The 26,494-nt window shown below is 72.9% G+C and carries 26 protein-coding genes; 11 read left to right on the top strand and 15 right to left on the bottom strand.

Going from position 1 to position 26,494, the window contains the following annotated elements; translation table 11 throughout:
- The first annotated feature begins 65 nt into the window (after nt 1–65).
- Both F6W97_RS18810 and F6W97_RS18805 read left to right on the top strand, forming a co-directional pair.
- Nucleotides 66–422, top strand: coding sequence for a DUF485 domain-containing protein (locus F6W97_RS18810; protein WP_155371673.1), 357 nt, complete (start codon nt 66–68; stop codon nt 420–422).
- The gene (locus F6W97_RS18805; RefSeq protein ID WP_155371672.1) at nt 419–2,062 is read left to right on the top strand and encodes a solute symporter family protein; all 1,644 of its coding nucleotides are present in this window, start codon (nt 419–421) and stop codon (nt 2,060–2,062) included. The genes F6W97_RS18810 and F6W97_RS18805 overlap by 4 nt, the downstream gene beginning before the upstream one ends.
- A gap of 53 nt (nt 2,063–2,115) precedes the next feature.
- Here the strand turns inward: F6W97_RS18805 and F6W97_RS18800 are convergent, their stop codons facing one another.
- Both F6W97_RS18800 and F6W97_RS18795 read right to left on the bottom strand, forming a co-directional pair.
- Nucleotides 2,116–2,547 (bottom strand): CBS domain-containing protein, encoded by a 432-nt coding sequence (locus tag F6W97_RS18800; protein WP_155371671.1) that lies wholly within the window; start codon nt 2,545–2,547, stop codon nt 2,116–2,118.
- 62 nt (nt 2,548–2,609) lie between these two features.
- Nucleotides 2,610–3,242, bottom strand: a complete 633-nt coding sequence (locus F6W97_RS18795) for a nucleoside/nucleotide kinase family protein (protein ID WP_155371670.1) — start codon at nt 3,240–3,242, stop codon at nt 2,610–2,612.
- A gap of 24 nt (nt 3,243–3,266) precedes the next feature.
- Between F6W97_RS18795 and F6W97_RS40785 the strand changes: the two genes are divergently transcribed.
- Entirely contained in the window at nt 3,267–4,469 is a 1,203-nt protein-coding gene (locus tag F6W97_RS40785; protein ID WP_230686798.1) for a nucleoside 2-deoxyribosyltransferase domain-containing protein, read from the top strand.
- Between the two features lie 20 nt (nt 4,470–4,489).
- On the opposite strand, the gene F6W97_RS18785 is transcribed toward F6W97_RS40785, so the two are convergent.
- Nucleotides 4,490–5,314, bottom strand: a complete 825-nt coding sequence (locus F6W97_RS18785) for an inositol monophosphatase family protein (RefSeq protein WP_155371669.1) — start codon at nt 5,312–5,314, stop codon at nt 4,490–4,492.
- A 217-nt stretch (nt 5,315–5,531) separates the two neighbouring features.
- Here F6W97_RS18785 and F6W97_RS18780 point away from each other — a divergent pair, with 217 nt between their 5' ends.
- The 5 genes from F6W97_RS18780 (at nt 5,532) to F6W97_RS18760 (ending at nt 13,079) form a co-directional block, all read left to right on the top strand.
- Nucleotides 5,532–7,286, top strand: a complete 1,755-nt coding sequence (locus F6W97_RS18780; RefSeq protein WP_155371668.1) for a stealth family protein — start codon at nt 5,532–5,534, stop codon at nt 7,284–7,286.
- Nucleotides 7,287–7,288: 2 nt separating this feature from the next.
- Nucleotides 7,289–9,292, top strand: coding sequence for a PIG-L family deacetylase (locus tag F6W97_RS18775; protein ID WP_155371667.1), 2,004 nt, complete (start codon nt 7,289–7,291; stop codon nt 9,290–9,292).
- Nucleotides 9,293–9,321: 29 nt separating this feature from the next.
- Nucleotides 9,322–9,894, top strand: coding sequence for a TIGR03086 family metal-binding protein (locus F6W97_RS18770; protein ID WP_155371666.1), 573 nt, complete (start codon nt 9,322–9,324; stop codon nt 9,892–9,894).
- A 123-nt stretch (nt 9,895–10,017) separates the two neighbouring features.
- Complete coding sequence (locus tag F6W97_RS18765; RefSeq protein WP_155371665.1) at nt 10,018–10,269, top strand: hypothetical protein; 252 nt, start codon at nt 10,018–10,020, stop codon at nt 10,267–10,269.
- 329 nt (nt 10,270–10,598) lie between these two features.
- The gene (locus F6W97_RS18760; protein WP_155371664.1) at nt 10,599–13,079 is read left to right on the top strand and encodes a DEAD/DEAH box helicase; all 2,481 of its coding nucleotides are present in this window, start codon (nt 10,599–10,601) and stop codon (nt 13,077–13,079) included.
- Between the two features lie 98 nt (nt 13,080–13,177).
- Here the strand turns inward: F6W97_RS18760 and F6W97_RS18755 are convergent, their stop codons facing one another.
- Nucleotides 13,178–14,407 carry a threonine/serine exporter family protein gene (locus F6W97_RS18755; RefSeq protein WP_230686810.1) on the bottom strand — a complete coding sequence of 410 codons (1,230 nt, stop codon included), beginning with the start codon at nt 14,405–14,407 and terminating at the stop codon, nt 13,178–13,180.
- 77 nt (nt 14,408–14,484) lie between these two features.
- Here F6W97_RS18755 and F6W97_RS18750 point away from each other — a divergent pair, with 77 nt between their 5' ends.
- Together F6W97_RS18750 and F6W97_RS18745 are read left to right on the top strand one after the other, a co-directional pair.
- The gene (locus F6W97_RS18750; RefSeq protein ID WP_230686797.1) at nt 14,485–15,276 is read left to right on the top strand and encodes an alpha/beta fold hydrolase; all 792 of its coding nucleotides are present in this window, start codon (nt 14,485–14,487) and stop codon (nt 15,274–15,276) included.
- A gap of 186 nt (nt 15,277–15,462) precedes the next feature.
- A complete protein-coding gene (locus tag F6W97_RS18745) occupies nt 15,463–15,702 on the top strand; it encodes a hypothetical protein (protein ID WP_155371662.1) in 240 nt (79 codons plus the stop codon).
- A gap of 105 nt (nt 15,703–15,807) precedes the next feature.
- Here the strand turns inward: F6W97_RS18745 and F6W97_RS18740 are convergent, their stop codons facing one another.
- Nucleotides 15,808–16,440: an alpha-ketoglutarate-dependent dioxygenase AlkB gene (locus tag F6W97_RS18740; protein WP_155371661.1), complete on the bottom strand. Its 633-nt coding sequence runs from the start codon at nt 16,438–16,440 to the stop codon at nt 15,808–15,810.
- Nucleotides 16,441–16,662: 222 nt separating this feature from the next.
- Between F6W97_RS18740 and F6W97_RS18735 the strand changes: the two genes are divergently transcribed.
- Complete coding sequence (locus F6W97_RS18735; RefSeq protein ID WP_155371660.1) at nt 16,663–18,810, top strand: protein kinase domain-containing protein; 2,148 nt, start codon at nt 16,663–16,665, stop codon at nt 18,808–18,810.
- A 33-nt stretch (nt 18,811–18,843) separates the two neighbouring features.
- On the opposite strand, the gene mscL is transcribed toward F6W97_RS18735, so the two are convergent.
- The 10 genes from mscL to F6W97_RS18685 all read right to left on the bottom strand — a co-directional run bounded on the left by mscL (nt 18,844) and on the right by F6W97_RS18685 (nt 26,494).
- Nucleotides 18,844–19,278 carry a large conductance mechanosensitive channel protein MscL gene (gene mscL / locus F6W97_RS18730; RefSeq protein WP_155371659.1) on the bottom strand — a complete coding sequence of 145 codons (435 nt, stop codon included), beginning with the start codon at nt 19,276–19,278 and terminating at the stop codon, nt 18,844–18,846.
- A 61-nt stretch (nt 19,279–19,339) separates the two neighbouring features.
- Nucleotides 19,340–20,371 (bottom strand): NAD(P)/FAD-dependent oxidoreductase, encoded by a 1,032-nt coding sequence (locus F6W97_RS18725; protein WP_155371658.1) that lies wholly within the window; start codon nt 20,369–20,371, stop codon nt 19,340–19,342.
- A gap of 58 nt (nt 20,372–20,429) precedes the next feature.
- Nucleotides 20,430–20,942, bottom strand: a complete 513-nt coding sequence (locus tag F6W97_RS18720; protein ID WP_155371657.1) for an isoprenylcysteine carboxyl methyltransferase family protein — start codon at nt 20,940–20,942, stop codon at nt 20,430–20,432.
- A 2-nt stretch (nt 20,943–20,944) separates the two neighbouring features.
- Nucleotides 20,945–22,027 (bottom strand): type III polyketide synthase, encoded by a 1,083-nt coding sequence (locus tag F6W97_RS18715; RefSeq protein WP_155371656.1) that lies wholly within the window; start codon nt 22,025–22,027, stop codon nt 20,945–20,947.
- Between the two features lie 203 nt (nt 22,028–22,230).
- Nucleotides 22,231–23,655 carry a ribosome biogenesis GTPase Der gene (gene der / locus F6W97_RS18710; protein ID WP_155371655.1) on the bottom strand — a complete coding sequence of 475 codons (1,425 nt, stop codon included), beginning with the start codon at nt 23,653–23,655 and terminating at the stop codon, nt 22,231–22,233.
- Nucleotides 23,652–24,320: a (d)CMP kinase gene (gene cmk / locus F6W97_RS18705; RefSeq protein ID WP_230686796.1), complete on the bottom strand. Its 669-nt coding sequence runs from the start codon at nt 24,318–24,320 to the stop codon at nt 23,652–23,654. The genes der and cmk overlap by 4 nt, the downstream gene beginning before the upstream one ends.
- A 121-nt stretch (nt 24,321–24,441) precedes the next feature.
- Nucleotides 24,442–24,765: a hypothetical protein gene (locus F6W97_RS18700; protein WP_155371654.1), complete on the bottom strand. Its 324-nt coding sequence runs from the start codon at nt 24,763–24,765 to the stop codon at nt 24,442–24,444.
- Nucleotides 24,762–25,178: a YbaB/EbfC family nucleoid-associated protein gene (locus F6W97_RS18695; RefSeq protein WP_155371653.1), complete on the bottom strand. Its 417-nt coding sequence runs from the start codon at nt 25,176–25,178 to the stop codon at nt 24,762–24,764. The genes F6W97_RS18700 and F6W97_RS18695 overlap by 4 nt, the downstream gene beginning before the upstream one ends.
- Nucleotides 25,165–25,947 (bottom strand): endonuclease V, encoded by a 783-nt coding sequence (locus tag F6W97_RS18690; protein ID WP_230686795.1) that lies wholly within the window; start codon nt 25,945–25,947, stop codon nt 25,165–25,167. The genes F6W97_RS18695 and F6W97_RS18690 overlap by 14 nt, the downstream gene beginning before the upstream one ends.
- A gap of 4 nt (nt 25,948–25,951) precedes the next feature.
- The gene (locus tag F6W97_RS18685) at nt 25,952–26,494 is read right to left on the bottom strand and encodes an NUDIX hydrolase (protein ID WP_230686794.1); all 543 of its coding nucleotides are present in this window, start codon (nt 26,492–26,494) and stop codon (nt 25,952–25,954) included.

The following is a 26,494-nucleotide window of genomic DNA, read 5'->3' as shown; positions in this document are numbered from 1 at the left end:
TGTGACCCGTCGCACATACGGCGACGTGCCACGTTGCTCCCTCCCCTTACCGAGGCTGGTGATTCATGAGCACCGACGCTCCGGACCGCTACGAGCGCGTCGCGGAAAGCCCCGAGTTCAGCGGGCTGCGCCGCTCGCTGCGGCGCTTCGTGTTCCCGATGACCATCGCGTTCTTCAGCTGGTACGCCCTGTACGTGATCCTGTCGGCGTACGCGCGCGACTTCATGGGCACGATCCTGTTCGGCAACATCAACGTGGCGCTGATCTTCGGGCTGCTGCAGTTCGTGACCACGTTCCTCATCGCCTGGCTGTACGCCCGCTATGCCGACCGCAACCTCGACCCGGTCGCCGAGGATCTCAACGCCCGCATCCAGTCCGGCGAGTTCGACGCCGACGAGCAGCCCAAGGAGGTGGCCGTATGAGTTCGCGTACCCTGACCATCGTCCTGTTCGTGCTCTTCGTGCTGATCACGCTGGCGATCACGATCTGGGCCAGCCGCCAGACGAAGACGGCGGCCGACTTCTACGCCGGCGGCCGGTCGTTCTCCGGGTTCTCCAACGGCATGGCGATCGGCGGCGACTACATGTCGGCGGCGAGCTTCCTCGGCATCGCCGGCATCATCGCGCTGAACGGCTACGACGGCTTCCTGTACTCGATCGGCTTCCTGGTCGCCTGGCTGGTGGCCCTGCTGCTGGTCGCGGAGCTGCTGCGCAACTCGGGCAAGTACACGATGGCCGACGTGCTGGCGTTCCGGATGCGGCAGACACCGGTGCGGGTGGCCGCGTCGATCTCCACCATCGTGGTGTCGATCTTCTACTTGCTGGCCCAGATGGTCGGGGCCGGCGCGCTGGTGGCGCTGCTGCTGGGCATCAAGCCCGGGGCGCACTTCCTGGGCATGGACGCCGACACCGCCAAGATCGCCACGATCATCTTCATCGGCATCCTGATGATCGTGTACGTGACCGTCGGCGGCATGAAGGGCACCACGTACGTCCAGATCGTCAAGGCGTTCCTGCTGATGGTCGGCGCCGCGGTGATGACCCTGCTGGTGCTGGCGGCGTTCAAGTTCAACCTGTCGGACCTGCTCGGCGACGCCGCGACCAAGTCCGGCAAGGGCACGGCGTTCCTGGAGCCCGGCCTGCGCTACGGCAAGGAGGTGGCCGGGGACGCGGCGCAGACCTTCTACAACAAGATGGACCTGCTGTCGCTGGGCATCGCCCTGGTGCTCGGCACCGCCGGCCTGCCGCACATCCTGATCCGCTTCTACACGGTGCCCAACTCCAAGGCCGCCCGTAAGAGCGTGCTGTGGGCGATCGGCATCATCGGCACCTTCTACCTGATGACGCTCGCGCTGGGCTTCGGCGCGGCGGCGCTGGTCGGCAGCGAGGCGATCACGGCCCAGGACAAGGGCGGCAACACCGCCGCCCCGCAGCTGGCCCAGGTGCTCGGCGAGAAGTTCCTCGGCGGCGCGAACGGCGGCGCGGCGATGCTGGCGATCATCGCAGCGGTCGCCTTCGCCACCATCCTCGCCGTCGTCGCCGGACTCACCCTGGCCTCGTCCAGCTCGCTGGCGCACGACATCTACGCCAGCGTCATCCGCAAGGGCCAGGTCAGCGAGGGCGGCGAGGTGCGGGTGGCCCGCATCTCCGCGTTCGCCATCGGGGCGGTCGCGATCGTGCTGGCCATCTACGCGCAGAGCCTCAACGTGGCGTTCCTCGTCGCGCTGGCCTTCGCGGTGGCGGCCTCGGGCAACCTGCCCGCGATCCTGTACTCGCTGTTCTGGAAGCGGTTCACCACCGCGGGCGCGACCGCGGCGATCTACGGCGGTCTGATCACCGCCGTGGTGCTGGTGTTCTTCTCGCCGGTCGTGTCCGGCAGCCCGACCGCGATGTTCCCGACCTCGGACTGGCAGTGGTTCCCGCTGTCGAACCCGGGCATCATCTCGATCCCGGTCGGCTTCCTGTGCGGCTGGCTCGGCACCGTGCTGTCCCGCGAGCCCGCGGACCCGCAGAAGTACGCCGAGCTCGAGGTGCGTTCGCTGACCGGCGTCGGCGCGCACTGACCCCGGCACAGCACGAGGGGCGCCCCCGACCGGGGCGCCCCTTTCTCGTACGCTCAGCCGCGCGTCGGCGGCGCGGCCGTGATGGTGGAGACGAAGTGCGCCAGCTTCTCGTTCGACAGGTGCTGGGCCAGGTCCGCCTCGCTGATCATGCCGATGATCTGGTGATCCTCGATCACCGGCACCCGGCGGATCTTGTGCTGCTCCATGAGCTTCAGGATCTCGTCCTCGTCGGCCTTCGCGTCGACCCAGATCGGCGTGCCCTTGGCCATCTCGATGCAGGTCATCGTGTTCGGGTCGCCGCCCGACGCGATGCACTTGATGACGATGTCACGGTCGGTGATGATGCCCCGCAACTTGTCGTCGCTGCCGCAGATCGGCAGCGAGCCGACGCCCATGTCGCGCATCAGCTGCGCGGCCCGGGCCAGTGTCTCGTTCTCGGGCACGCACTGCGCGCCCAGGTGCATGATCTGCTTAGCCGTGGTCATGATTACCCCCTGTAGCCAGTCCCCTGGGGTCATCCTGCGCTCCCGCCCGCCGGCGGCGCGGCTTAATCGACAGACATGATCGCCGGATGGCGGGAGTCGTCGACCTTCACCACCACGTCGGCGAACGTCTGCGGGGCCACCTCGGCGGCGTAGCGGGCGTACGCGGGCAGGGTCCAGGCCAGCTCGGGCGGGGTGTGCCGGGCCAGCGCCGCCGGGGACATCACCAGGTGCGCGGCCAGCTCGAACGGCAGCCCGGAGCCGAGCAGCAGGTCCCCGCTGAGCAGCAGCACCGACCCGGGCGGCAGGCTGACGTATTCCGCCCGGGTGGCCCGGTCGCGCACCGGATCCCGCAGCGTCGGCAGCACCCGGCCGGTGCCGCCCGGCCCGAGCGGGTCGAGCACCTCCCGGCGCAGGCCGGCCTCGTCGTACCAGCCCTCGTAGTAGGAGTCGGGGTCGGTACGGCCGAACTCCAGCCGCACCGACCTCGGGCGCAGGAAGTCCTCGGTGCGCACGTGCAGCACCTCGTGGCCGAGCGCGCGCAGCGGGACGACCAGCGCCTCGGCGAGCCGGTCCGGCCCGGCCGCGGGCGCGCCGTCCAGCGCCACCCGGAGGAACCCGGCCGGATCGGCGTCCGACGCGATCCGCTCGACCAGCTCGTCCACCAGCCCGTCGGGGGTCACCGGCCGTACACGCATCAGGCCACCCTACCGACGATCGACATGGCCGCCGCGGCGCGTGCGACGATCATCGGCATGGAGAGCCCGCGCGAGGTCGTCACCGTGTACGCCGGCGAGCAGCCCCCCGACTCCTGGGACGCGGCCCTGTTCCTGGCCGGGCCGACGCCCCGCTCGCCCGAGGTCGCGTCCTGGCGGCCCCAGGCCCTGGAACTGCTGGAACAGCAGTGGACCGGGCCGGGGCGGCTGGTGGTGTTCGTGCCGGAGCGGCCCGAGGGCGGCATGCCGCACGGCTGGCTGCGTCAGGTGCGGTGGGAGGACGACAGCCTGCACCTGTCCGACGCGGTGGTGTTCTGGGTGCCGCGCGACCTGGCCACGCTGCCCGGGTTCACCACCAATGTCGAATGGGGCCGCTGGGAGTCCAGCGGCCGGGTGGTGCTCGGCGCGCCGCCGGACGCCCCGGGTCTGCGTTACCTGTCGCACTACGCGCAGTTGCACGGCGCGCCGGTCGCGGACACCCTCGACGACACCCTGGCCGCGGCACTGGCACTGCTCGGCGGCGGGGCCCGGCGGGCCGGCGCGCACCGTGAGCTGCCGCTGGCGCTGTGGCGCGACGAGGGCGTGCGGACGTGGCTGGCCGGGCAGGAGGCGGCCGGCAACGGGCTGCGCTCGGCGCGGGTGGCATGGACGTGGCCGGGCGTGGACGGGCGGCCGTTCTGGTGGGCGGCGCACGTAGGCGTGGCGGTGGCCGCGGAGGGGCGGGTCAAGGACAACGAGGTGGTGATCGGCCGCCCGGACGTCAGCGCGGTCGTCGCCTACCTGCCCGCCGACAGCCTGCCCGAGACCCGGATCGTGCTGGTGCGCGAGTTCCGGTCCAGTGCGGTGACCTCCGACGGGTGCGTGCACGAGCTGCCGGGCGGGTCGCAGCCGGGTGCGGCGGACCCGCGGCAGGTCGCGCTCGCGGAGCTGGCCGAGGAGACGGGCCTGCGGGTGGACGCGGCGCGGCTGCGCTCGCACGGCGTACGCCAGCCCGCCGCCACCGTGTCGGCACACCGGGTGCACCTGTTCAGCCTGGAGCTGACCGAAACGGAGCTGACCGCGCTGGAGTCCGGCCCGCAGCACCACGGCGTCACCGCCGACGGCGAGCAGACCGCCCTGGAGTTCACCACCTACGCCCACCTGCTGACCGACCCGGATATCGACTGGACCACCGTAGGCCTGATCACCACGGCCCTGTCAGCCCGCTGACGCGGCCTCGCGCGGGGGGGTCAGCCCGCGGCGGGGGTCAGGGCGGAGAGCACCAGGTGGGCGGTGGCGGGGTCGGGGGCGACCAGGAAGGGCAGGGGGTTGCCGCCGGCGAGGCGGAACGGGCTGCCGTCGGCGGCCATGGCCACTCCCCCGGCCTCGGCGTGCAGCAGCAGCCCGGCGGCGTGGTCCCAGGGCAGCTCCCAGGTGAGCACCATCGCGGTACGCCGCCCGCTGGCGAGCTGGATGTACTCCAGGCCCGAGGTGTCGAAGAACGACAGCGCCACCCCGTGCCGGCTGAGCTGATGGAACCCGGCGCGCTGCGAAGGCTCCCACCAGATCGGCGGTGAGACGCTGACGTCGAGGTGGCGCAGGATCGGCTCGACGGGCCGGACCCGGACCCGCTGGCCGTCGACGTAGGCGCCGCCGCCCGCGGTGGCCACCGCCATCAGGTCCATCACGGGGGCGTACGTCCATGACGCGAGCAGGCGGCCGCGGTGGGCCAGGGCCACCAGGGTGGTGAACCGGGGGCTGCCGCTGACGAAGTTGTGCGTGCCGTCGATCGGGTCGACGATCCACACCGGGGCGTCGCCGTCGATCGCGGCCAGCAGCGCCGGGTCGGCCGCGACGGCCTCCTCGCCGACCATGACCGAGCCGGGCACCAGCGCGGTCAGGTGTTTGGCCAGTTCCTCCTCGGCCGCGCGGTCGGCGACGGTGACGTAGTCGGTCTCCGACGACTTGAACGCGATGTCGGCTGCGGACAGGCGGCCGAACCTGGGCAGGATCTGCTCCTCGGCTACGCGGCGCACCGCCCGCTCGACCTCGGCCACCTCTGTCGCGTCCAGCATGGGCCCAGCCTGCCACCACACTGCCCGTGCCGTCGCCGCGCCCCCGTCCGGTGTGACGGTCCCGAAGTCCGGCTCACCACCGGGGGCGCGTCAGGAAGGCGCCCTTCCTCTACGCGGGGCGATGTGCAGAGCCGCCGCGCGTCCCGCTGACGCGAGCCGACGATGCCCTTCCTCCGTTCACAGAAGGTTTTCAGAAAGCGGGGGCGGGGAGTCGCCTTTGGGTGATCACGATCGTTATTACGGCGTGATCTTCCAGGTGCCCCGTCGTTCGGCCGCGATGGCCGCGCTCTCCCGCAGGTCGGTGGACCTGCTTCTGCCGCGCGTCAGACGCGCCGGCGGCCCGGCCGAACGGTGGGCGCGGGCGGCGGTGCGGTGGCATCTGAACAGCCGTTACGACACCAGTGAGCTGCGGCTGGTGCCGACCGCGCACGGGCCGGCGCTGGCCCGGCCGCTGGCGGAGGCGACGCCGCTGGCGGCGCGGCGGCTCAACCTGGAGACGGTGCTGACGGTGCTGCGCGACGCGGGCGTGGCGCACTTCTGCGTACGCGGCTACGACGACAAGGCGTCCGCGGTGGCCATCGGGTCCGGCGGTCGGCGCGAGGCGTGGGCGGCGCTGCGGCGCGAGGCGCTGCGGCGGCCGCTGTTCGTGGCGGCGGTGACCGAGCAGGGCGTGCAGACGCCGATGCCCGCCACCTCCAACCACGCCTGGCGCACCCTGGCCGGGCACCGGGTGATCCGGCTGATCCAGTACGTCTGCGACCCGTCGGGGGCGCTGCTGCTCGGCACGGCGCACGGCTGCGACGTGGAGGTGTGGTCGCGTACCCCGCAGGGGCCGCTGCACGCGCCCCGGCCCAACCGGGCCGCCGACCGGGTTCCCGCCACCGGCCAGACGGTCGAACTGGACGAGGCGGTCTTCACCCGGATGACGTCGGCGCACGTGCCCGGCCAGCCGCAGCGCCCGACCCGGCCGGAGTTCGCGGGCACCCTGCTCGACGACATCACCTTCCCCGTCGACGTGGTCTACACGTGGGTCGACGACAGCGATCCGGCCTGGCAGGCACGCCGTGACGCCGCGCTGGGCGCGCAGGACCGGCCGCTGACCGTGCAGGCGGCCGGGGAGTCGCGGTTCGCCAACCACGACGAGCTGCGCTACTCGATGCGCTCGCTGCACCTGTACGCCCCGTGGGTGCGCCGGATCTGGCTGGTCACCGACGACCAGGTGCCGTCCTGGCTGGACACCCTGCACGACCGGGTGCGGGTGGTCAGCCACAAGGAGCTGTTCGGCGACCACGGGCGGCTGCCCACGTTCAACTCACACGCCATCGAGAGCCGGCTGCACCACATCGACGGGCTCAGCGAGAACTTCGTCTACTTCAACGACGACGTGTTCGTCGGCCGCCCGGTCAACACGCTCAAGTTCTTCCAGCCCAACGGCCTGTCCAAGCTGTTCCCGTCGCGCGGCAAGGTCGACCCGGGCCCCGCGGACGCCGCCGACCTCGCGCCGACAGTGGCGGGCAAGAACAACCGCACGCTCATCGCGCGCGACTTCGGCCGGCACCTGACCTACAAGATGAAGCACGTGCCGCACGCGCTGCGCCGCGACGTGCTCGCCGAGATGTCCGACCGGTACGCCCAGGAGCTGGAGCGCACCGCGGGCAACCGGTTCCGGGACCCGTCCGACGTGTCGCTGGTGTCCTCGGCGTACCACTACTACGCGCTGGCCACCGGCCGGGCCGCCATCGACCGGATCACCAGCACCTACGTGAGCCTGGCCGCGTCCGACGCGAAGCAGCAGCTGGCGAAGATCCTGGCCCGGCGCGAGCAGGACGTCTTCTGCGTCAACGACGAGGACGGCACGCCCGAGCAGCGGCAGTCCCGGCACCGCCTGCTGCGCGGCTTCCTGACGGCCTACTTCCCGGTGGCGGCGCCGTGGGAGCTGCCGGGGCCGGACGCCGCGCGACAGGACGGTTGACCTTGCACCGGCGCACGGCGCTCAGCGCCCTGCTGCTGGCCGGCGGCGGGGTGGTCGGGCTGGGCCTGACCCGGCCGTGGGAGCGGGTCTGGTCGGCGGCCGCGCCGCCGCGCCCGGCCGCGTTCGTCAACATCTGCGCCCACCCCGACGACGACCTGTACTTCCTGAACCCGGACGTGATGCAGGCGCTGGACGGTGGAAACGCGGTCACCAGCGTCTACCTCACCGCGGGCGAGGCCAACGGGATCAACGCCCCGCTGGACGAGCGCGGCCCGAAACCCGACTTCGAGGGGTACGCCGCCGCGCGGCAGTACGGGATCCGGTCGGCGTACGCGGCGATGGCGACCGGGAATCCCGACAGCCCGTGGCGGCGCGAGGTCCGCCACGTCGGCGACGCGGTGTACGAGACCGCCACGCTGGCCGCCGCCCCGCACGTCACGCTGGCGTTCCTCAACCTGCGCGCGCCGGTCAGCGGCGGCGGCGCGAACCGGCTGGAGTGGCTGTGGGACGGCCGTCGCGACGCCCAGCCCTACCTGCGGCCAACCGACAGCCCGCTGCCCGCGGCCGGGCAGCTCACCCGGGCCGAGGTGTTCGCGATCCTGGCGTCGTTGCTGGACACGGCCGAGCCGACGGTGGTGCGCACCCTCGACCCGGCGCCGGAGCACCTGAAGTACGCCGAGGGCCACGTCGACTACTCCGACCACACCGACCACCTCTACGCGGCCTGGTTCGCGTTCGAGGCGGTGCGCCGCCACCGGCGGGCCGGCGAAGCGGTGCAGGTGCAGAGCTACCGGGGCTACTTCAACAAGTACTGGCCGCGCAACCTCAGCCCGGCCGTGTACGAGCGCAAGTTCTCCTATCTGGACGTCTACGGCTGGGCCGACGGGCACGCCTGCGCGGCGCCCTACGGCTGCGGCGACCTGCAGGTCGGCACGCGCTCGCGGGCCAAGCGCTACGGCCGCAGCCAGACCTACCGGCACCCGGGCAGCACCACGTGGCTGGTCCCGTCCGGCGACGGGCTGGCCGCGTACGCGGTGTTCGGCGGCACGGCGCTGCGGTGGCGGCGCGGCGCGGACCCCGGTGACTGGTCCGCGCCGGAGCCGGTGGGCGGGGAGAACCTGCTGCCGCACCTGTCGGCGGTGTCCACGCCGGACGGCCGGGTGCACCTGTTCGGCGTACGCCAGGATCTGGCCGTCGCGGGTCCGCGGCTGGCCGTGATGCACGGCGAGCCGTCCGGCGGCACGGTGACGTGGGCCGAGCTGGGCAACCCGGACGCGGGCGACGACCCGGTGCGGGCCAGGGAGGTCGGCATGCCGGTCGCGGTCGCCGACGCCGATGGTGGTCTGAGCGTGTTCGTGCGCGACTTCGACCGCGGCGTCGCGATGCGCGCCCGGACCGCCGACGGGCGCTGGGGTCCGTGGCTCCGGCTGGGCGGCAAGGGCGTCCGCGACGCGCTGGTGGCGGTGTCGGCCGGGCCGCGCACCGAGGTGTACGCGGTGACCGACGACGAGCTGCTGTGCTGGCGGCGGGACTCCCCCGCGGGCCGCTTCGGCGAGCCGCAGGTGGTGCTGCGCGGCGTGATGGACGGGGCGCTGTCGGCGGCCCGCACCGCGACCGGCGGGGACGGCCCGGTGCTGGTCGGGCACGCCGACGGGGCGACGCTCACCGTGCTGCAGGCCGGGGTCGGGACCACGGTCCCGGCCGGCGGGGGCACGGGTGCGGTGGCCGGGTTGCTCCGCGACGGCCGCCTGCGCCTGCTGCGCCGCGACGACGCGGGCCGGGTCGGCATCACCGGCGCGCACCGGCCCGGGGAGGCGGCGGCCTGGTCGGCGTCGGGGGAGCTGTTCACCGGAGCCCCGGCGGTCGCCGTGGACTCGCGTGGGCGGGCGTGCGCGGCGACCGTCGGCGCGGACGGCAGGCTGTGGACCTGCGCGCTGGACACCGCCAAGGAGATCCGCTGGCAGGGCGCGCCGGCCCCGGGCACGCTGCGCCAGGCGCAGGCGTGAACGCCGCACGGTCGGGGCAGGATCCGGCCATGGACGGTTATCTGACCCTGGACGACCCGCTGGCCGCGTACGACACGATCACCGCCGAGGTCGGCGCGCTGGCGGGCACGGTCCCGCCGCAGCGCATGGACGACCCGACCCCGTGCGCGGACTGGACGGTCCGGCGGCTGCTGCGCCATCTGGCGTTCCTCCACGACCGGTACGCGACCCTGGCCGAGGGAGCGCCGCCGCCCGAGGACGAGCCGGACTACGCCGACCCGGTGGCCGCGTTCGGCGAGCACGCGGCGCGGGCCCGTGCCGCGTTCCACCGGCCGGGTTACCTGACCGAGGTCGCGCCGACGCCGATCGGCCCGCAGCCGGGCGCGGTGACCGTGCAGCACGTCGTCAACGAGCTGACCACGCACGGCTGGGACCTGGCCCGCGCGCTCGGCGCGAGCACGGACCTGTCCCCCGAGCTGGCCCGCCGCGTGCTGGCGAGCTGGCGGTCCTTTCTGGACGGGATGCCCCGCGACGGCGGCCCGTTCGGCGCGGAACGTCCGGCCCCGGCGGGCGCGACCGAGGCCGACCGGCTGGCCGCGTACCTGGGCCGAGACGCAGGCTGACCTTCGTTACCGGCCGGTATGCCTAGTATGTCCATTCTGCCGCAAAGGCAGCCGCCGCTCTTCTAGCGTGGGCCGTGGGTGTCAGCAGGGCGCTGAGGCCCAGGCTCGAGGAGGCACGGCAGCATGGCGAAGAACAACCGACCCGAACGCGACCCGCGCGCAGCCCGTAACGAGGACGCCCCCCACGCGGGCAACTCGCAGCACCAGGCGGCCGGTGGCGCGAACGCGCATTCCATCAACCACACCGAGGCCGAACATGAACACGCGGCGGCCACGGCGACCCTGCCGCAGAAGAAGGAGCAGGCGGGCAACTCGCCGACCTCCATGAAGTCCAAGAAGGGCAACCAGCCCAAGAACAACCAGCCCAAGCGCTAGCACCACGACCGCGGGGCGGGCCGGCATCCGGCCCGCCCCGCGCGCCACCCGCTAGTTGATCATGAACTTATGGCACGGCTCGACGGCGTGTCGCCGGCCCAACGTCATGATCACCCGTCGTCCGGCCCTTGATCGTCCGACCTGCCCGGCAGGTGGGCGTATCCTGGCCGGCCTTTCCCGCAGGCGCCTGGCAAGTCGAGCGATCAAGGCGAGATCGCCCCGTGGATCATGGCTGCGGGCGCACGATCGTGGCGTACGCCACGCGGCACGGGTGGCTACGGCCCCGGCAGGCGCTGCGAGGACGGGCGACGTGAGACTATTTACGGACCATGACGCTCACTGATCACCTCCCCCGCGACACCGATGCCGACTCCCTCTTCGACGCCTTCTCCGGCTGGGTGGCCGAACAGGGCATCACGCTGTACCCGGCACAGCAGGAAGCGCTGATCGAGATCGTCTCCGGGGCGAACCTGATCCTGAGCACGCCGACCGGCTCCGGCAAGAGCATGGTCGCGCTCGGCGCGCACTTCGCCGCCCTCGCCGACAACCGCCGCACCTTCTACACCGCCCCGATCAAGGCGCTGGTGTCGGAGAAGTTCTTCGCCCTGTGCGCGGCGTTCGGCCCGGACAACGTCGGCATGATGACCGGCGACGCGGCCGTCAACCCGGATGCGCCGATCATCTGCTGCACCGCGGAGATCCTGGCCAACCTCGCCCTGCGCGACGGCGCGGACGCCGACGTCGGCCAGGTCGTCATGGACGAGTTCCACTTCTACAGCGAGCCCGACCGGGGCTGGGCCTGGCAGGTGCCGATCATCGAGCTGCCGAACGTGCAGTTCGTGCTCATGTCGGCCACCCTGGGCGATGTCACCCGGTTCGTCGACGACCTGTCCCGGCGCACCGGGCGGCCCACCGCCGTGGTCAGCTCCGGCGAGCGGCCCGTCCCGCTGTTCCACTCGTACGTCACCACGCCGCTGCACGAGACCATCGAGGAGCTGCTGTCCACCAAGCAGGCCCCGGTGTACATCGTGCACTTCACCCAGGCCGCGGCCCTGGAGCAGGCCAGCGCGCTGATGAGCATCAACATGTGCACCCGCGCGGAGAAGGACGCCATCGCCGAGCTGATCGGCACCTTCCGGTTCACGGCGGGCTTCGGCAAGACGCTGTCGCGGCTGGTGCGCCACGGCATCGGCGTGCACCACGCGGGCATGCTGCCCAAGTACCGCCGCCTAGTCGAGCAGCTGGCCCAGGCCGGCCTGCTGAAGGTCATCTGCGGCACGGACACCCTCGGCGTCGGCATCAACCTGCCCATCCGCACGGTGCTGTTCACCGGCCTGAACAAGTTCGACGGCCAGCGCATGCGGCTGCTCAAGGCGCGCGAGTTCCACCAGATCGCGGGACGCGCGGGCCGGGCCGGGTACGACACCCTCGGCACCGTCATCGTGCAGGCCCCGGAGCACGTGGTCGAGAACGAGAAGGCCGCCGCCAAGGCCGCGGGCGACCCGAAGAAGCTGAAGAAGCTGGTGCGCAAGAAGCCGCCGGAGGGTTTCATCGGCTGGGCGCAGCCCACCTTCGAGCGCCTCGTGTCCGCCGAGCCCGAGCCGCTGACGTCCAGCTTCAACGTCAGCCACGCCATGGTGCTCAACGTGATCGAGCGCGGCGGCAACGCCTTCGCCAACATGCGCCACCTGCTCACCGACAACCACGAGACGCCGACCGCCCGCCGCAAGCACATCCGCCGGGCCGTCATGATCTACCGGGCGCTGCGCACCGCGGGCATCGTGGAGCAGACCGAGGACGGCCGCATCCGGGTCACCGACGTGCTCCAGCTCGGCTTCGCGCTCAACCAGCCGCTGTCGCCGTTCGCGGTGGCCGCCATCGAGCTGCTCGGCATGGACGACCCCGGGTACGCCATGGACGTGGTGTCGATCATCGAGGCAGTGCTGGAGGACCCGCGGCAGATCCTCTACGCGCAGCAGGACCGGGCCAAGGGCGAGGCCGTCGCGCAGATGAAGGCCGACGGCATCGAGTACGAGGAGCGCATGGCGCTGCTCGAGAACGTGACCTGGCCCAAGCCTATGGAGGAGCTGCTCGAGGTCGCCTTCGAGTCCTACCGCAAGGGCCACCCGTGGGTCGACGACCAGCGGCTGTCCCCGAAGGCCGTGGTCCGGGACATGTTCGAAAAGGGCATGACCTTCACCGAGTACGTCAGCTACTACGGCCTGACCCGCTCCGAGGGCCTGGTGCTGCGCTACCTCGCGGACGCGTACCGCACGCTGCGCCAGACCGTGCCCGAGGACAGCAAGACCGAGGAGCTGCACGACGTCATCGAGTGGCTCGGCGAGCTGGTCCGCCAGGTCGACTCCAGCCTGCTCGACGAGTGGGAGCAGCTCAGCAACCCCGGCGACGCCCCGGTCGAGGCCGCGCCGCCCGCGGTCACCCGCAACGTGCGCGCGTTCCGGGTGCAGGTGCGCAACGCCCTGTTCCGCCGGGTCGAGCTGGCCGCCCGCCGGCGCTGGGATCTGCTGGGCGAGCTGGACGAGGCCGACGGCTGGGACAGCGAGGCCTGGCGCGAGGCGCTGGCGCCGTACTACGAGCTGTACGACGAGATCGGCATCGGGCCGGACGCCCGCGGTCCCGCCCGGATCATCATCGAGCAGGGCAAGGACGTCTGGAAGGTCCGCCAGATCCTGGACGACCCCGACGGCCACCACGACTGGGGCATCAGCGCCGAAGTCGACCTAGCCGCCTCCGACGAACACGGCCAGGCCATCCTCACCATCACCGACGTCGGCCAGCTCGGCGCCTGACCCCTCCCTCCCCTTGCGCAACTCTTAAAGAGTCGCGGCCACCGGCACCCGCCGAGGCCGCGACTCTTTAAGAGTTGCGCCACGCGGGGGCGGGGCGGTCAGGCGGAGCGGGAGGTGAGGAGGCGGGAGGTGGCGGTGACGTTGGACAGGAGGCTGGAGCCGACGAGGACGCCGAGGGAGACGGCGACGACGGTCAGGAATGCGGTGACCAGGTTGGAGCGGCCGGTGTCGGACAGTTCGACCAGGCCGGTCACGCCGGTGACGCCGACCAGGCTGAGTGCGCCGGGCACCAGCAGCCAGAACGAGGGCAGGAACACGACCTGCGCGGGCGGGCCGTGCATCCGCTGCACCGCGTTGGCCAGCGGCACGATCAGCAGCCCGCCGACGAACGCCGCGAACAGGCCGCCGGCCCAGAGCCCGGCCAGGAACTGCCCGGTGTACGCGATCACGAGCGTGACCAGCAGCCACGGCAGCGACCGGGGCGGCGCGGAGCTGTTGAGGTAGATGCCGACGCCGAAGACCAGCACCCCGACCCACGGCGCCCACACGCCCAGCGGCTCGGTCTCCGCGATGCCCTGGGCGGGTCCTGCGATCTGCATCCCGGCGTAGATGCCGAAGGTGAGCAGCAGCAGCACGTACACGCTGGAGACGAGGCGGCTCGCGCCGCTGATGATGGACCGGGTGACCATCTCCTGCGCGCCGAGTGTCAGCGCCGCCCCGGGCAGGAACGTGGCCAGCGGCGGGATCAGCAGGCTGGCCGGGTCCGCGCCGAGTTCCGGGCTGTACCGGTAGGCCAGCACCGTCACCAGCATCGCCGCCGCCACGGGCAGCGCCAGGGACAGCACCTGCACCCGCTCGGCCAGCAGCCGCAGGACGCCCACCAGCAGCCCGAGCAGGGCGAGGCTGACCAGCGCCCGGCCGTCGCGGACGAACAGCAGGCCGATGCCGACGGTGAGCACGCCGTGGCCGAAGACGGTGACGACCGCGCCGAAGCGCGGCTCCGCGTCGAGGATCTCCTGGACCCGGGCGATGCCCTCCGCGGGCGGGATGGGATCGGCCTTCACCTGCTCGAACAGCGTGTACAGCCGGGCCACCTGGTCCAGGCGCAGCGGCGGCCCGTCGGCGTTGGCGAAGTCGACGGTGACGCCGCCCTCCGCACCGGCCCGGACGAACACGCCGGTCGGCACGACGAGGAACTCGACGTCGCCCACCCCGTACGCGTCGGCGATCGCGACCAGCTCGTCCGGGATGCGGTTGGCCGTCTCCCCGGCCAGGCACAGGGCGACCCCGCACTTGCGCAGGAACTCGAGCAGGTTGTCGGGCGGCATCGTCACTGCGGCAGTATGGATCACGGCGGCACCGGGGCAAAGGGCTTCCCGAAGCGCGAACGACGGGGGTATGCGACGTGCGGCTGGAACGCGACGGTGTGCGCTGGGACTGCCACGACTCCGGCGGCGACGGGCCGGCGATCGTGCTGCTGCACGGCCTGGCGGGGCATGCGGGTGAGTTCGACGAGCTGGCGCGCCTGCTGCCGGCCGGTCACCGGATCGTGGGCGTCGACCAGCGCGCGCATGTCGCCGGGGAGCCGGTGCCCGCGGACCTGTCCCGGCAGGCGTACGCCGACGACGTGGTGTTCCTGATCGAGCGGCTCGGACTCGCCCCGGCGGTGCTGGTCGGGCAGTCGCTCGGCGGGCACACCGCGATGCTGGCCGCGGCGGCGCGACCGGACCTGGTCGGCGGGCTCGTGATGATCGAGGCCGGGCCGGAGGCGGACTCGCCGGAGCTGCCCGCGGAGATCGGCGGCTGGCTGGACTCGTGGCCGGTGCCGTTCGCCTCCCGCGCGCAGGCGGCCGAGTTCCTCGGCGGCGGACCGGTCGGCGCGGGCTGGGCGGCGGGCCTGGTCGAACGCGACGGCGGCCTGTGGCCGAGGTTCGCCCGCGACGCGATGGTGGACTCGATCGCCGCGCTGGTCGGCGCCCCGTCGTGGGCCCAGTGGGACAGCCTCACCGGTCCGGTGCTGGTGCTGCGCGGCGAACGCGGCATCATGCGCGACGCCGAGGTGGCCCGGATGGTCACCCGCCCGGACACGCACCTGGTCACCGTGCTCGACGCCGGCCACGACGTACACCTCGACCAGCCCGCAGCAGCCGCCGAAACCATCACCACCTACCTCGCCACCCTCCCCGCCACGCCCTGACCCTCCGCCGTCCCGGCGTCTCCTGCTCTGCAGTTTCGGGGAAAGTGCAGGCATCGGCTCGCCGTTGGATGCACTTTCCCCGAAACTGCGGGCGCGGCGCGGCGCGGCGCGGGGATGGGTGTGGCTTTGGCGTGTCCGGGCGGTGGAAGGGGCTCCGGACATGGGGCGGGAGCCGAGAATGGGCGTATGAGTGACGAGAATGCGATGCGGCGTGAGCTGGAGCAGGTCGACGCGATGATCGCGGAGTTGCGCGGCCAGGCCGAGAAGATCCGGCAGGAGGTCGGCAGCAGGGACGACGGGCCGGGCGACCCGGGCGACACCGCGCTGCTGATCAGCAGTGCCGAGGAGCAGGAGGCGCTGGTCGCGGTGCTGGAGGACCGGCGCGGCAAGCTGCGCGAGCGCCTCGGCCTGGGCGAGCAGGGCTGACCGGCCGGGCGGCCCAGGCCACGTCGACCAGGCGGCCCAGGCCACGTTGACCGGGCGGCTCAGGCCACGTTGACCGGGCGGCCCAGGCCACGTTGACCAGGCGGCTCAGGCCACGTTGACCGGGCGGAACTGCACGCTCACCCGCGGCCCGACGTGGCGTGCCGTCTTCGGGATGGCGTGCTCCCAGGTGCGCTGGCAGGAGCCGCCCATGACGACCAGGTCGCCGTGGCCGAGCGGGAAGCGGATGCTCTGCTCGCCGCCGCCGCGCGGGCGCAGCAGCAGCGGCCGGGGCTCGCCGAACGACACGATGGCGACCATGGTGTCGGCATGTTTACCGCGGCCGATGGTGTCGCCGTGCCAGGCGACGCTGTCGCGGCCGTCGCGGTAGAGGCACATGCCCGCGGACACGAACGGCTCGCCCAGCTCGGGGGCGTAGTAGGAGGACAGCGCGGCGCGGGCCTCGGTCAGCACCGGGTGCGGCAGCGTCTCGTCGGGGCCGTACCAGCGCAGCAGGCGCGGCACGTCGACCTCGCGCTCGTACATCTCGCGGCGTTCGGCGCGCCACTCGACCTGCTCCAGCAGCGCTTCGAGCACCTGCTCGGATCCGTGCACCCAGCCGGGCAGGTGGTCGACCCAGGCCCCGCGGGTGAGCGGGTGCCGGGTCACCGCCCCGGCCAGTGGCCCCAGGGTCGCCCGCTCATCAAGATCGAACATCGACGGTTGGTGTACGTGCGCCATGAGCAGGGATTCTACACGTGCTTCGAACAGGGGTACCAATCCATGGGACTCGCTACCCTGGCTGGGCGGCCAACCGGACGGCAGGGCATGATGACTGCCGAAGCGCTCCCAGTCGGGCGATCCAATCACGACTGTTGTATGTGGTGTCGAACCACCCGTCGAGGCTGGACGGGGATAGTATGCCGCGCGGGAGCGCAACTGGGAGCCGAGTAAAGGTGACGTATGAGGCCGCTGGGAACCACCGACCCGCACTCTGTAGCGTCGTACCGGCTGGTCGGGGTGCTCGGCGGCGGCGGCATGGGACGTGTCTACCTGGGACAGTCACCGAGCGGGCGATACGTCGCGATCAAAGTGATCCGCCCGGAGCTGGCCGCCGACCCGATGTTCCGTCGCCGGTTCAGCCGTGAGGTGGCCGCGGCCCGCCTGGTGAACCCGTTGTTCACGGCCGCGGTGGTCGACGCCGACACCGAGGCCGAGTCGCCGTGGCTGGCCACCACCTACATCGAGGGCCCGAGCGTGGAGCAGCGGGTGCGCTCCAGCGGCCCGCTGTCGGTGACCGCCGCGCTGACCCTGGCCACCGGCCTGGCCGAGGCGCTGGCCTCCATCCACCGGGCCGGCCTGGTGCACCGCGACCTCAAGCCGGCCAACATCCTGCTCGACGACACCGGCCCGCACATCATCGACTTCGGCATCGCGCTGGCCAACGACGCCGAGCGGATGACCACCGGCGTCAACGTCGGCACCCCGTCCTACATGGCCCCGGAGCGCATCCAGGGCGAGGACGCCGGATCGCCGGGCGACATCTTCTCTCTCGGCGCCACGCTGTACTTCGCCGCCACCGGCCGCACCCTGATCAGCGGCGGCAGCATGTTCGAGCAGATCAACCAGGTGACCCAGGGCCGGTTCGACATGACGCCGCTGCCGGTGCAGTTGCGGCCGTTCGTCGTGCGCTGCATCAGCCTGCGCCCGCAGGACCGCCCGACCGCCAAGGAGCTGGGCCGGATCCTGATCGGCACCGGGGTGTCGACTCCGACGCCCGGCTGGTTCCAGCCGCTGATCGCGCTGCCCGGCGGGGAGGCCGCGGTCATCGAGTCCCCCGCGCCGACCTGGGGCACGCCCAAGGTGTGGCAGCGGCGGCCGGTCCTGGCAGGTGCCATGCTCGGCGCGCTCGGGCTGGCCGCGGGCGGGGTGTGGGCGGCGACCCGCAACGGCACGGACCCCGACGCCCCGGGTGGCACACCCGTCCAGGGCCCGGCCGGTTCGCCGTCCCCGACCGGCCCGCTGCGGCAGGGCTCGCTGCGCTGGCACGTCAACTCGCAGACCGTGCCCGGCCCGAACCACCTCGTGGTGGCCGACAGCGGCCGGCTGATCGGCACCGACGGGCGGCGGGTGTTCGCCACGGACCCGGCCGGCGCGGGCCAGAACCAGGCCTGGAGCGTGCCGATCGACGCCGAGCCGGTCGCCGTCCGGGACTGGGGACCGGCCGTGCTGGTCAGCGCGGACAGCCGGCTGTGGCGGGTGGAGAACGCGACCGGGCGGGTGGGCTTCCAGGCCATCGACGCCGGCGGGACCGTCGGCGAGGTCACGCTGGCCACCGACCGGGCGTTCGTGGGTTTGCCCGGCTCGGTCCGCGCGTTCAACCGGGTCGGGGCCCCGGTGTGGCGGCAGGACGTGGTCGAGTCACCGCTGGTCGCCGACATGTCCTGGCTGGTCACCCGGCAGGAGCGCAACGGCACGGTGCGGATCACGGTGCGCGAGGCGGCCACCGGCGTCCAGCGGTGGCAGCAGTCGTACCAGCTCAAGCCACCGCCCAGGGAGGGGCAGGGCGGGCCGCCGCCGGGCGGCGGCCCCGGCGGTCCCGGCGGACCCGACGGCGGCCCGCCCGAGGACGCCTGGGAGGCGGTGGAGGCCCGGCTGGGCCCCACGCACCTGCTCGTACGCGAAGGCGGCGACCTGCGCGTGTTCCGGCTCTCCGACGGCGAGACCCGGTGGCGGGAGCCCTCGGACAAGCCGGTCGCCGCAGTCGAGATGATCGGCGACACGGTGCTGATGGCCGCCGACCGCATCTACGGGTTCCGCACCGACACCGGCGGGCAGCGCTGGAACATCAACGCTCGCGGCGCCCGCCTGGCGGCGTCGCCCGACGGCAGGTACTGCTACGTGGTCGCCCAGCAGCGGATCGCCGCGATCGACCCCGCGACCGGCGAGACCGCCTGGTCCGAGGCGCTGCCCCAGGACGCACGCGAGGAGAACGTCACCGGCCTGGTGGTACGCCACCCGACCGCGTTCATCCTGCTGCGGCCTCCGCCGTTCAAGGACGCCGACGTGCCCGACGTGCTCGCGATCGCGCTCACCGACGGGCCGCGGTAGCGGCGGGCGGCGTGACACCGCCCGCCGCGTGGTTCAGCGCTCGGCCGGCTGGTCGGCGTCCTGGCGCACGGCCTGCGCGGGCACCCGGGCCGCGACCAGCGCGTCGCGGATCTCGGTGAGCAGCCGGATGTCCTCGGTCACCGGGGCGGGCTCGGGCTCCTTGCCCTTGCTGCGCCGCTCGGCCAGCTTGTTCATCGGCAGCACGACCAGGAAGTACAGCACCGCCGCGGTCAGCACGAAGGTGATGACGGCGTTGAGGAAGGCGCCCCAGGCGATGACGTTCTTGGTGCCGATCTCCCACTCGCCGCCGACCTTGTCGCCGCCCGCGCCGACCAGCTTGATCACTGGTTCCAGGAACGACTTGGTGAACTGGTTGACCAGGGTCGTGAACGCCGCGCCGATGACCACACCAACGGCCAGGTCGACGACGTTGCCGCGCATGATGAAATTCTTGAAGCCGCTAAACATGTCCCACACCGTATCCGAGCGCCCGGCCCGACCCACGGGTCCGACACAGTGATGTAACGCCCTATCCCGCCAGCACGTTGACCGCGCCGCGGAACAGCGGCGGGACCGCCACGCAGATCGGCACGACCGCGCCGCGCACCGGCCGGGCCGCGGTGAGCAGCACCAGCCCCCGGGTGAGCAGGCGGTAGGTGCGGGTACGCCGCCGCCACTGCGCCTCGTACCCGGCGAGGTCGCCGCTGACCAGCGCGGAGACCACCGCCTCGGCCTGGTTCAGGGCCAGGCTGACGCCCTCGCCGGTGAGCGCGTCCTCGTAGCCGGCGGCGTCGCCGACGAGCAGCACCCGGCCCCGGACCCGGGCCTGGACGGTGCGGCGCAGGGGGCCCGCCCCGCGCACCGGCCCGGCCGGCTCCGCGCCGCCGAGCCGCTCCTTCAGTTCAGGGAACCCGTCGAGCAGGGCGTCGTAGCCCAGCCCGGCCCGCCGGTGCAGGATCGCGATGCCGACCAGGTCGGGCGCGACCGGGGTCACGTAGGCCTCGGCGTGCGCCGACCACCACACCTCGACCAGGTCCGACCAGGGCGCGACGGCGTAGTGCCGCCGCTGCCCGAACCGTGCCGGGCTGCCGGCCGCCGAGGCGATGCCCGTTTCCCGGCGTACCCGCGAGTGCAGGCCGTCGGCGCCGACCAGCCAGCGGGCGCGTACCCCGGCCGCTTCGACGCCGTGGGCGTCCTGGCGCAGGGCGGCGACGCGGCCGGACAGCCGGCCGATGCCGGCCTGCGCCGCGCGCTCGCGCATGGCGGCCTGCAGGGTGGTGCGGCGGACCCCGCGGCCCGGACCGGCCGCGAAGCGGGCGTGGGCCGAGCGCTGCCCCGCGTGGTAGGCGATACCGTGGAACGGCACCCCGGCCGGGTCGACGCCGAGGGCCAGCAGCCGGGCCAGCCCACCGGGCATCAGCCCCTCGCCGCAAGCCTTGTCGATGGGATCGGCGCGCGGCTCGACCACCACCACCGACATCCCGGCCTGCCGGGCCAGCAGCGCCGTCGCGAGCCCGGCCGGGCCGCCGCCGGCGACGAGCAGGTCGGCGTCGAAGCTCACGCCTCCTCCCCGCTGCGGTCTTCGTCAGCGCGCGGACAGGATGACATGGTCCGCTCGCTCACGCGGTGGCCTCGGCCAGGGCGGCGTCCTCCACCCGGATGCGCACGGCCAGCAGGGCGAAGTTGAGCAGGGTGAAGGTGAGGGCGGTCAGCCAGGCGGAGTGCACCAGCGGCAGGGCGAAACCCTCGACGACGACGGCCAGGTAGTTCGGGTGTTTGAGCCAGCGGTACGGGCCGCGGTCCACCAGCGGGAGCCCCGGCACGACGATGACCAGGGTGTTCCAGCGCCTGCCCAGGGTCGTCACGCACCACCAGCGCAGCGCCTGGCTCGCCGCGACCAGTGCCAGCATGGTCCAGCCGAGCACGGGCACGAACGGCCGGTCCAGCAGCCACACCTCGGCCAGGCACCCGGCCAGCAGCGCGGTGTGCAGCGCCACCATGTACGGGTAGTGGCTACGGCCGTACTCGCGGCCGCCGTTGGCCAGCGCCCACGCCGCGTGGCGTTTGGACACCACCAGCTCCACCAGGCGCTCGGCGGCCACCGCCACGATCAGCAGGGTGTACCAGAGCACGCTCACCACCTCAGCAGGACGAGTTCGGAGCAGAACCCCGGCCCCATGGCGATCATGAGACCGGGCTGGTCATCGCGGGGCGGGCCGCTCATCGCCTCGTGCAGCACGTCCAGCACCGACACCGACGACAGGTTGCCCCGCCCGGCCAGCGACCGGCGGGTCGGCATGAGGGCCTCCGGGGGCAGGTCGAGGACCTTCTCGATGGTGTCGATGACCTTCGGGCCGCCGGGGTGGCAGATCCACGTCGCGATGTCGAGCGAGTCGACGTCGTGGTCGGCCAGGAAGCCGCGCACGTCGCCGCCGAGGAACTTCTCGGCGATCGGGGCGACCTCGTTGGACAGCACGATCCGGAAGCCGCTGGACCCGATCCGCCAGCCCATCACCTGCTGCGTATCCGGGTAGAGGCGGCTGCGGGTGGCCAGCACCCGCGGGCGGCCCGGCACGGCGGCGGCCCGCCGCCCGCCGACCATCACCACGGCGGCCGCGCCGTCGCCGAACAGGCTGGAGGCGACCAGGTTGGCGGGGGTGGTGTCCTCCTGCTGCACGGTCAGCGAGCACAGCTCCACCGCCAGCAGCACCGCCACCTGGTCCGGGAAGGCGCGCAGGTAGTCGTGCAGCCGGGACACCCCGGCCGCGCCGGCCACGCAGCCCAGCCCGAACAGCGGCAGCCGTTTCACGTCGGGGCGCAGGCCGACGCGCGTGGCCAGCCGCGCGTCCAGCGACGGCACGGCCAGGCCGGTGACGCTGGTGGTCGCGATGAGATCGACCTCGTCGGGGCGCACCCCGGCGGCGTCCAGCGCCTCGCGCAGCGCGGCCTCGCCCAGCTCCTGGGCCACCTCGATGAACGCGTCGTTGGCCTGGGTGAACCCGGTCAACCCGGCGTACTGGTCCAGCGGCAGCGCCAGGTGGCGGGTCTGCACGCCGGTGGTCCGTCCGAACCGGGCGAACACCTCGCGGCCGGGATGCTCGCCGGGCAGGCACATCGCGGTGAACTCGGCGACGATCTCCTCCTGGCGGTAGCGGTGCGACGGAAAGGCCAGCCGCACCGCCGACACCTGCGGCGCCGACTCATCGATGTGAATCATGTACCGACAGTACCGTCCGCAGGTCCGCTTGCCCACGAACGCCGCGTCGCCCACATAGGACCGCGCGTCGCCTGCGCGCAGTGATCGCTGTTTCGGGTCAGAACCTGCGGTCAGACCTGAGGTTTTGACACGAAACAGCGATCTTGGCGCAGACGACGAAGCTCCGCCGCGCCGGGAGGGCGGGCGGAGCTTCGTGGGACGGATCAGCCGTGGGTCTTGCCCCGGCCGCCGGGGCCCTTCTCCTTGCGCGGCTTGACCGTGATGTCGATCGGGCTGCCCTCGAAGCCGAACTCCTCGCGCAGCTTGCGCTCCACGAACCGGATGTAGCCCGGGTCCAGCGGCTGCGTCGTGAACAGCACGAACTTCGGCGGGGAGATGCTGGGCTGGGTGGCGAACAGGATGCGCGGGGCGCGGCCGCCGCGCACCGGGTGCGGGGTCGCCTGCACCAGCGCGGTCAGCCATTGGTTGAGCTGCCCGGTCGGGATGCGCTTCTCCCAGCTGGCCAGCGCCTGCCGCAGCGCCGGGGCGAGCTTCTCGACCGCACGGCCGGTCAGCGCGGAGATGTTGACCCGCAGCGCCCACGGGATGCGCTTGAGCTCCCGGTCGATCTCCTTGTCCAGGTAGTGCCGCCGGTCGGCGTCGACCAGGTCCCACTTGTTGAAGGCGAGCACCACACCCCGGCCGGCTTCGGACACCATCGACAGCAGGCGCTGGTCCTGCTCGCTGATGACCTCGCTGGAGTCCAGCAGCACGACGGTGACCTCGGAGGTCTCGATCGCGGCGGCGGTGCGCAGGGAGGCGAAGTACTCGGTGCCGCTGGCCTTGCCGACGCGCTTGCGCAGCCCGGCGGTGTCGACGAACTGCCAGGTCTGGCCGCCGATGACGACCAGGGTGTCGACCGGGTCGACGGTGGTGCCGGCGACCGAGTCGACGACCGAGCGCTCCTCCCGGGCGAGCCGGTTGAGCAGGCTGGACTTGCCGACGTTCGGGCGGCCGACCAGGGCCACGCGACGCGGGCCGCGCGGGCCGGGGACGTGGTCCTCCAGCGGGGCCTGCTTCGGGAACGCCGCCAGCACCGCGTCGAGCAGGTCGCCCGAGCCGCGGCCGTGCAGCGCCGACACGGGCCACGGCTGGCCCAGGCCGAGCGACCACAGGGCGTGGACCTCGTACTCCATGTTCTGGTTGTCGGCCTTGTTCGCGACCAGCAGCACCGGCTTGGAGCTACGGCGCAGCATCTTCACCGCGGCCGCGTCCTCGTCGGTCGCGCCGATGGACGAGTCGACCACGAACAGCACCACGTCGGCGGCGGCGATGGCCGCCTCGGCCTGCGCGGCGATGGCCGCGGCCCGGTCCTTGGCGTCGGGCTCCCAGCCGCCGGTGTCCACCACGGTGAACTTGCGGCCCGACCAGTTGGCCTCGTACGCCACCCGGTCGCGGGTCACGCCGGGGATGTCCTCGACGACCGCCTGGCGGCGGCCGATGATGCGGTTGACGAGGGTCGACTTGCCCACGTTGGGGCGGCCGACCACCGCCAGGACCGGCTGCGGCGTGATGACCGGCGTCGTCGGAGCAGCCTCCGGCAGCTGCTGCTCGACGACCTCCAGCTCGGTCCATTCAGTGTTGCTCATGCTGCCTTCCTCGTTGTCAGCAGCCGGTGCAGCTCGCTGACAACCTCATCGATGCCCAGCTCGGTCGAGTCGAGCACGACCGCGTCGGCGGCCTGCTGCAACGGGTTGACCTTGCGGGTGGAGTCCAGGTGATCGCGACGGGCCAGGTCGGCCTCGGTCGCAGCGTGGTCGACGGCGGTCTCGGCACTGCGCCGGCGCGCCCGCTCGGCGGAGGAGGCGGTCAGGAAGACCTTGAGGTCGGCGTCGGGGGCGACCACGGTGCCGATGTCGCGGCCCTCGACGACGATCCGGGCCGACTCCTCGATGATCGCGCGCTGGCGGGCGGTGAGCACCTGCCGGACGAACGGCACCGCGGAGACCGCGGAGACGGCGGAGGTGACCTCGCCGCCGCGGATCGGGCCGTCGACGTTCTCGCCGTTGACGCTGATCGAGGGCCGCTCGGGGTCGGTCGTGATGATCAGCTCGCAGTCGACGGCCACCTTGGCGATGCCGTCGGGGTCGGTGAGGTCCACCCCGGCCTGCAGCACGGCCCAGGTCAGCGCGCGGTACATCGCGCCGGTGTCGAGGTAGCGTGCGTCCAGGCGGTGCGCCAGCCGGCGCGACACCGTCGACTTGCCCGAGCCCGAAGGCCCGTCCACCGCGACCACGCAGCGCAACTCAGCCACGACCCATCCTCCGCCCCTAGGTTTGATGCTCCCATTCTGCCCGGTCCGTCCGGAGACCGATCAGGCAGAGGGGCCGATGGCGGTGTAGAACACGTCCCGCAGGCCACAACCGACCCGTGTGTCACACGGTGAGCTGCCGGAACCTGGCCTGCCCAGCTGCGTCGACGTGCTCGGTGGCGGCCACGGCGGTGGCGATGCGCTCGCTCAGCTCGACGGTGCGGTGAGCCGCGTCACGCCACAGCAGGAGCAGCATCGTCGCGCTGTCGGCGTACCGCTGCGCGAACGCCCGGCCCAGCTCGTCGTCGCCCCAGGGCCGGCCATGCCCGGCCTGCTCGATCCGGCCGCCGGACAGGTCGCGCTCCCGTCCGAGGGACTGCCCGGCCAGGTTCAGCCGCCGGGCCGCCGCCAGCGCGGCCGCCGGGTCGAGGTCGATCTGTCCGGTCATCGCTGCTCCTCGTAGCCCATGGTGTCGTCGTGGCGGCGCAGCAGCGCGCCCAGGTCCCCGCCGCGCAGCAGTTCGGGCACCCCGGTCTCGGCGGGCACCACCCGCGCCACCAGCTCGGCGGTCGCCTCCACGGCGGCCTGCTCGGCCCGGCGGGTCGTTTTCATGATCAGCTCGGCGAGCCGGTCCGGCCGGTGCGCCGCGTACGCCCGCTCGTGCAGGCGCAGCCGCAGCAGCTGCCCGCGCGCCCCGACCACGACGGTGACCATCCCGTCGGCGGAGGCGACCGAGACCTCCAGCCCCGCCAGCTCCCGCTGCAGCTCCCCCACGTTGTCCCGCAGGTGGGTGTACTGCGCGTGGACCTCGTCGAATCGGGCCCGCAGCGCCGCGTTGGCGTCCCGGTCAGCGGGCGGCACGGCGGGCCCTGAGCAGGCGGCGGGAGAACTGGTCGGCGCGCCGGGTCGTCTCCGGCAGCCGGAAGCGCGGCGTCAACGCCAGCGTGATGGCGGTGGCCGTGTCGAGGTCGATGCGGTGCCCGACGGAGACGAAGACCGGCTTGACCTTCGGCTGGGTGCGCACCACCCGGCCAAGCACCTCGCCGTCCTCGGTCAGCGGCGACCAGTCGCCCCGGCCCGGCCCGGGCCGGGGCGTGCGCTTCGCCGGCGGCTCGTCGTTGTGCCCCTCCGGAAGGTCGTGCCCCTCCGGATGGGGGGACGCGGACGACTCACCACCGGCGCCGATGAACGGCGTCTTGGCCACCCCGAAGGTGGGCAGGCCGGTGAGCACGCCGAGGTGGCAGGCCAGCCCGAACCGGCGCGGGTGGGCCAGCCCGTAGCCGTCGCACACCAGCACGTCCGGGGGTGTGCGGCCGTGCAGCCGCTCCAGGGCGTCGACCAGCAGGGGCAGCTCCCGGAACGCCAGCAGGCCCGGCACGTACGGGAAGGTCACGTGGCCGGCCAGGGAGACCGCCTCGACGACGGCCAGCGTGGCCAGGTCCAGCACGACGACGGCGGCCACGGCCTCGCCGGTCTCGTCGTCGTACGACACGTCCAGCCCGGCCGCGGTCCGCGCGGCGAGCGGCGGCCCGGTCGGCTCGACCCGCTCGCGCAGGGCGAGCTGCTGGCGCAGCGCCTCGGCCTCGTCGGTCGGCCACGGATCGTGCGGCACCTTCATCGTCCCGCCCATCCGCTCAGCCCAGCCGGGCCATGGCGTTGCGCACCACGCGGGCGGTGTCGGCGCCCAGCGGGCTGGGCAGCGCGTCGGGGGCGAACCAGCCGAGCTCGTGCGACTCCTCGCTGACCTGCGCCACCGCGTCCGCGGGCGCGTGCACCAGGAAGATCACGTCATGGTGCCGGTTGGGGCTGCCCGCACAGTTCACGTGGTGCACGTCCACGTCGACCGGCACCGGGTCGACGACCAGGCCCGCGATGCCGCTCTCCTCGGTGGCCTCGCGCAGGGCGGCCGCGGCGAGGTCGCCGTCCTCGGGCTCCAGGTGCCCGCCGAGCTGGCACCAGATGTCGTGCCTGCCGTGCAGGCAGAGCAGGATGCGCGAGCGGTCGTGGGACACGATGATCGCGCTCGCGGTGACGTGCCCGTCGGGGTGCGGCTTGGCCATCACCTGCGGGCCCTGCTCCAGCAGCGCCATCGTCTGCGTCCAGTCGGCCGCGGCGTCGGCGGGCGGCTGCCACCCGGTCAGCAGGCGGACGGCGTCGGTATGCAGGGTCTGCGTCAC

Origin of the sequence: Catellatospora vulcania (assembly GCF_009720385.1) — a bacterium.
In the GTDB taxonomy this organism is placed as follows: domain Bacteria; phylum Actinomycetota; class Actinomycetes; order Mycobacteriales; family Micromonosporaceae; genus Catellatospora; species Catellatospora vulcania.
Note: the sequence above shows the minus strand (reverse complement) of the source record. Positions and strands in the feature narration are given on the sequence as shown.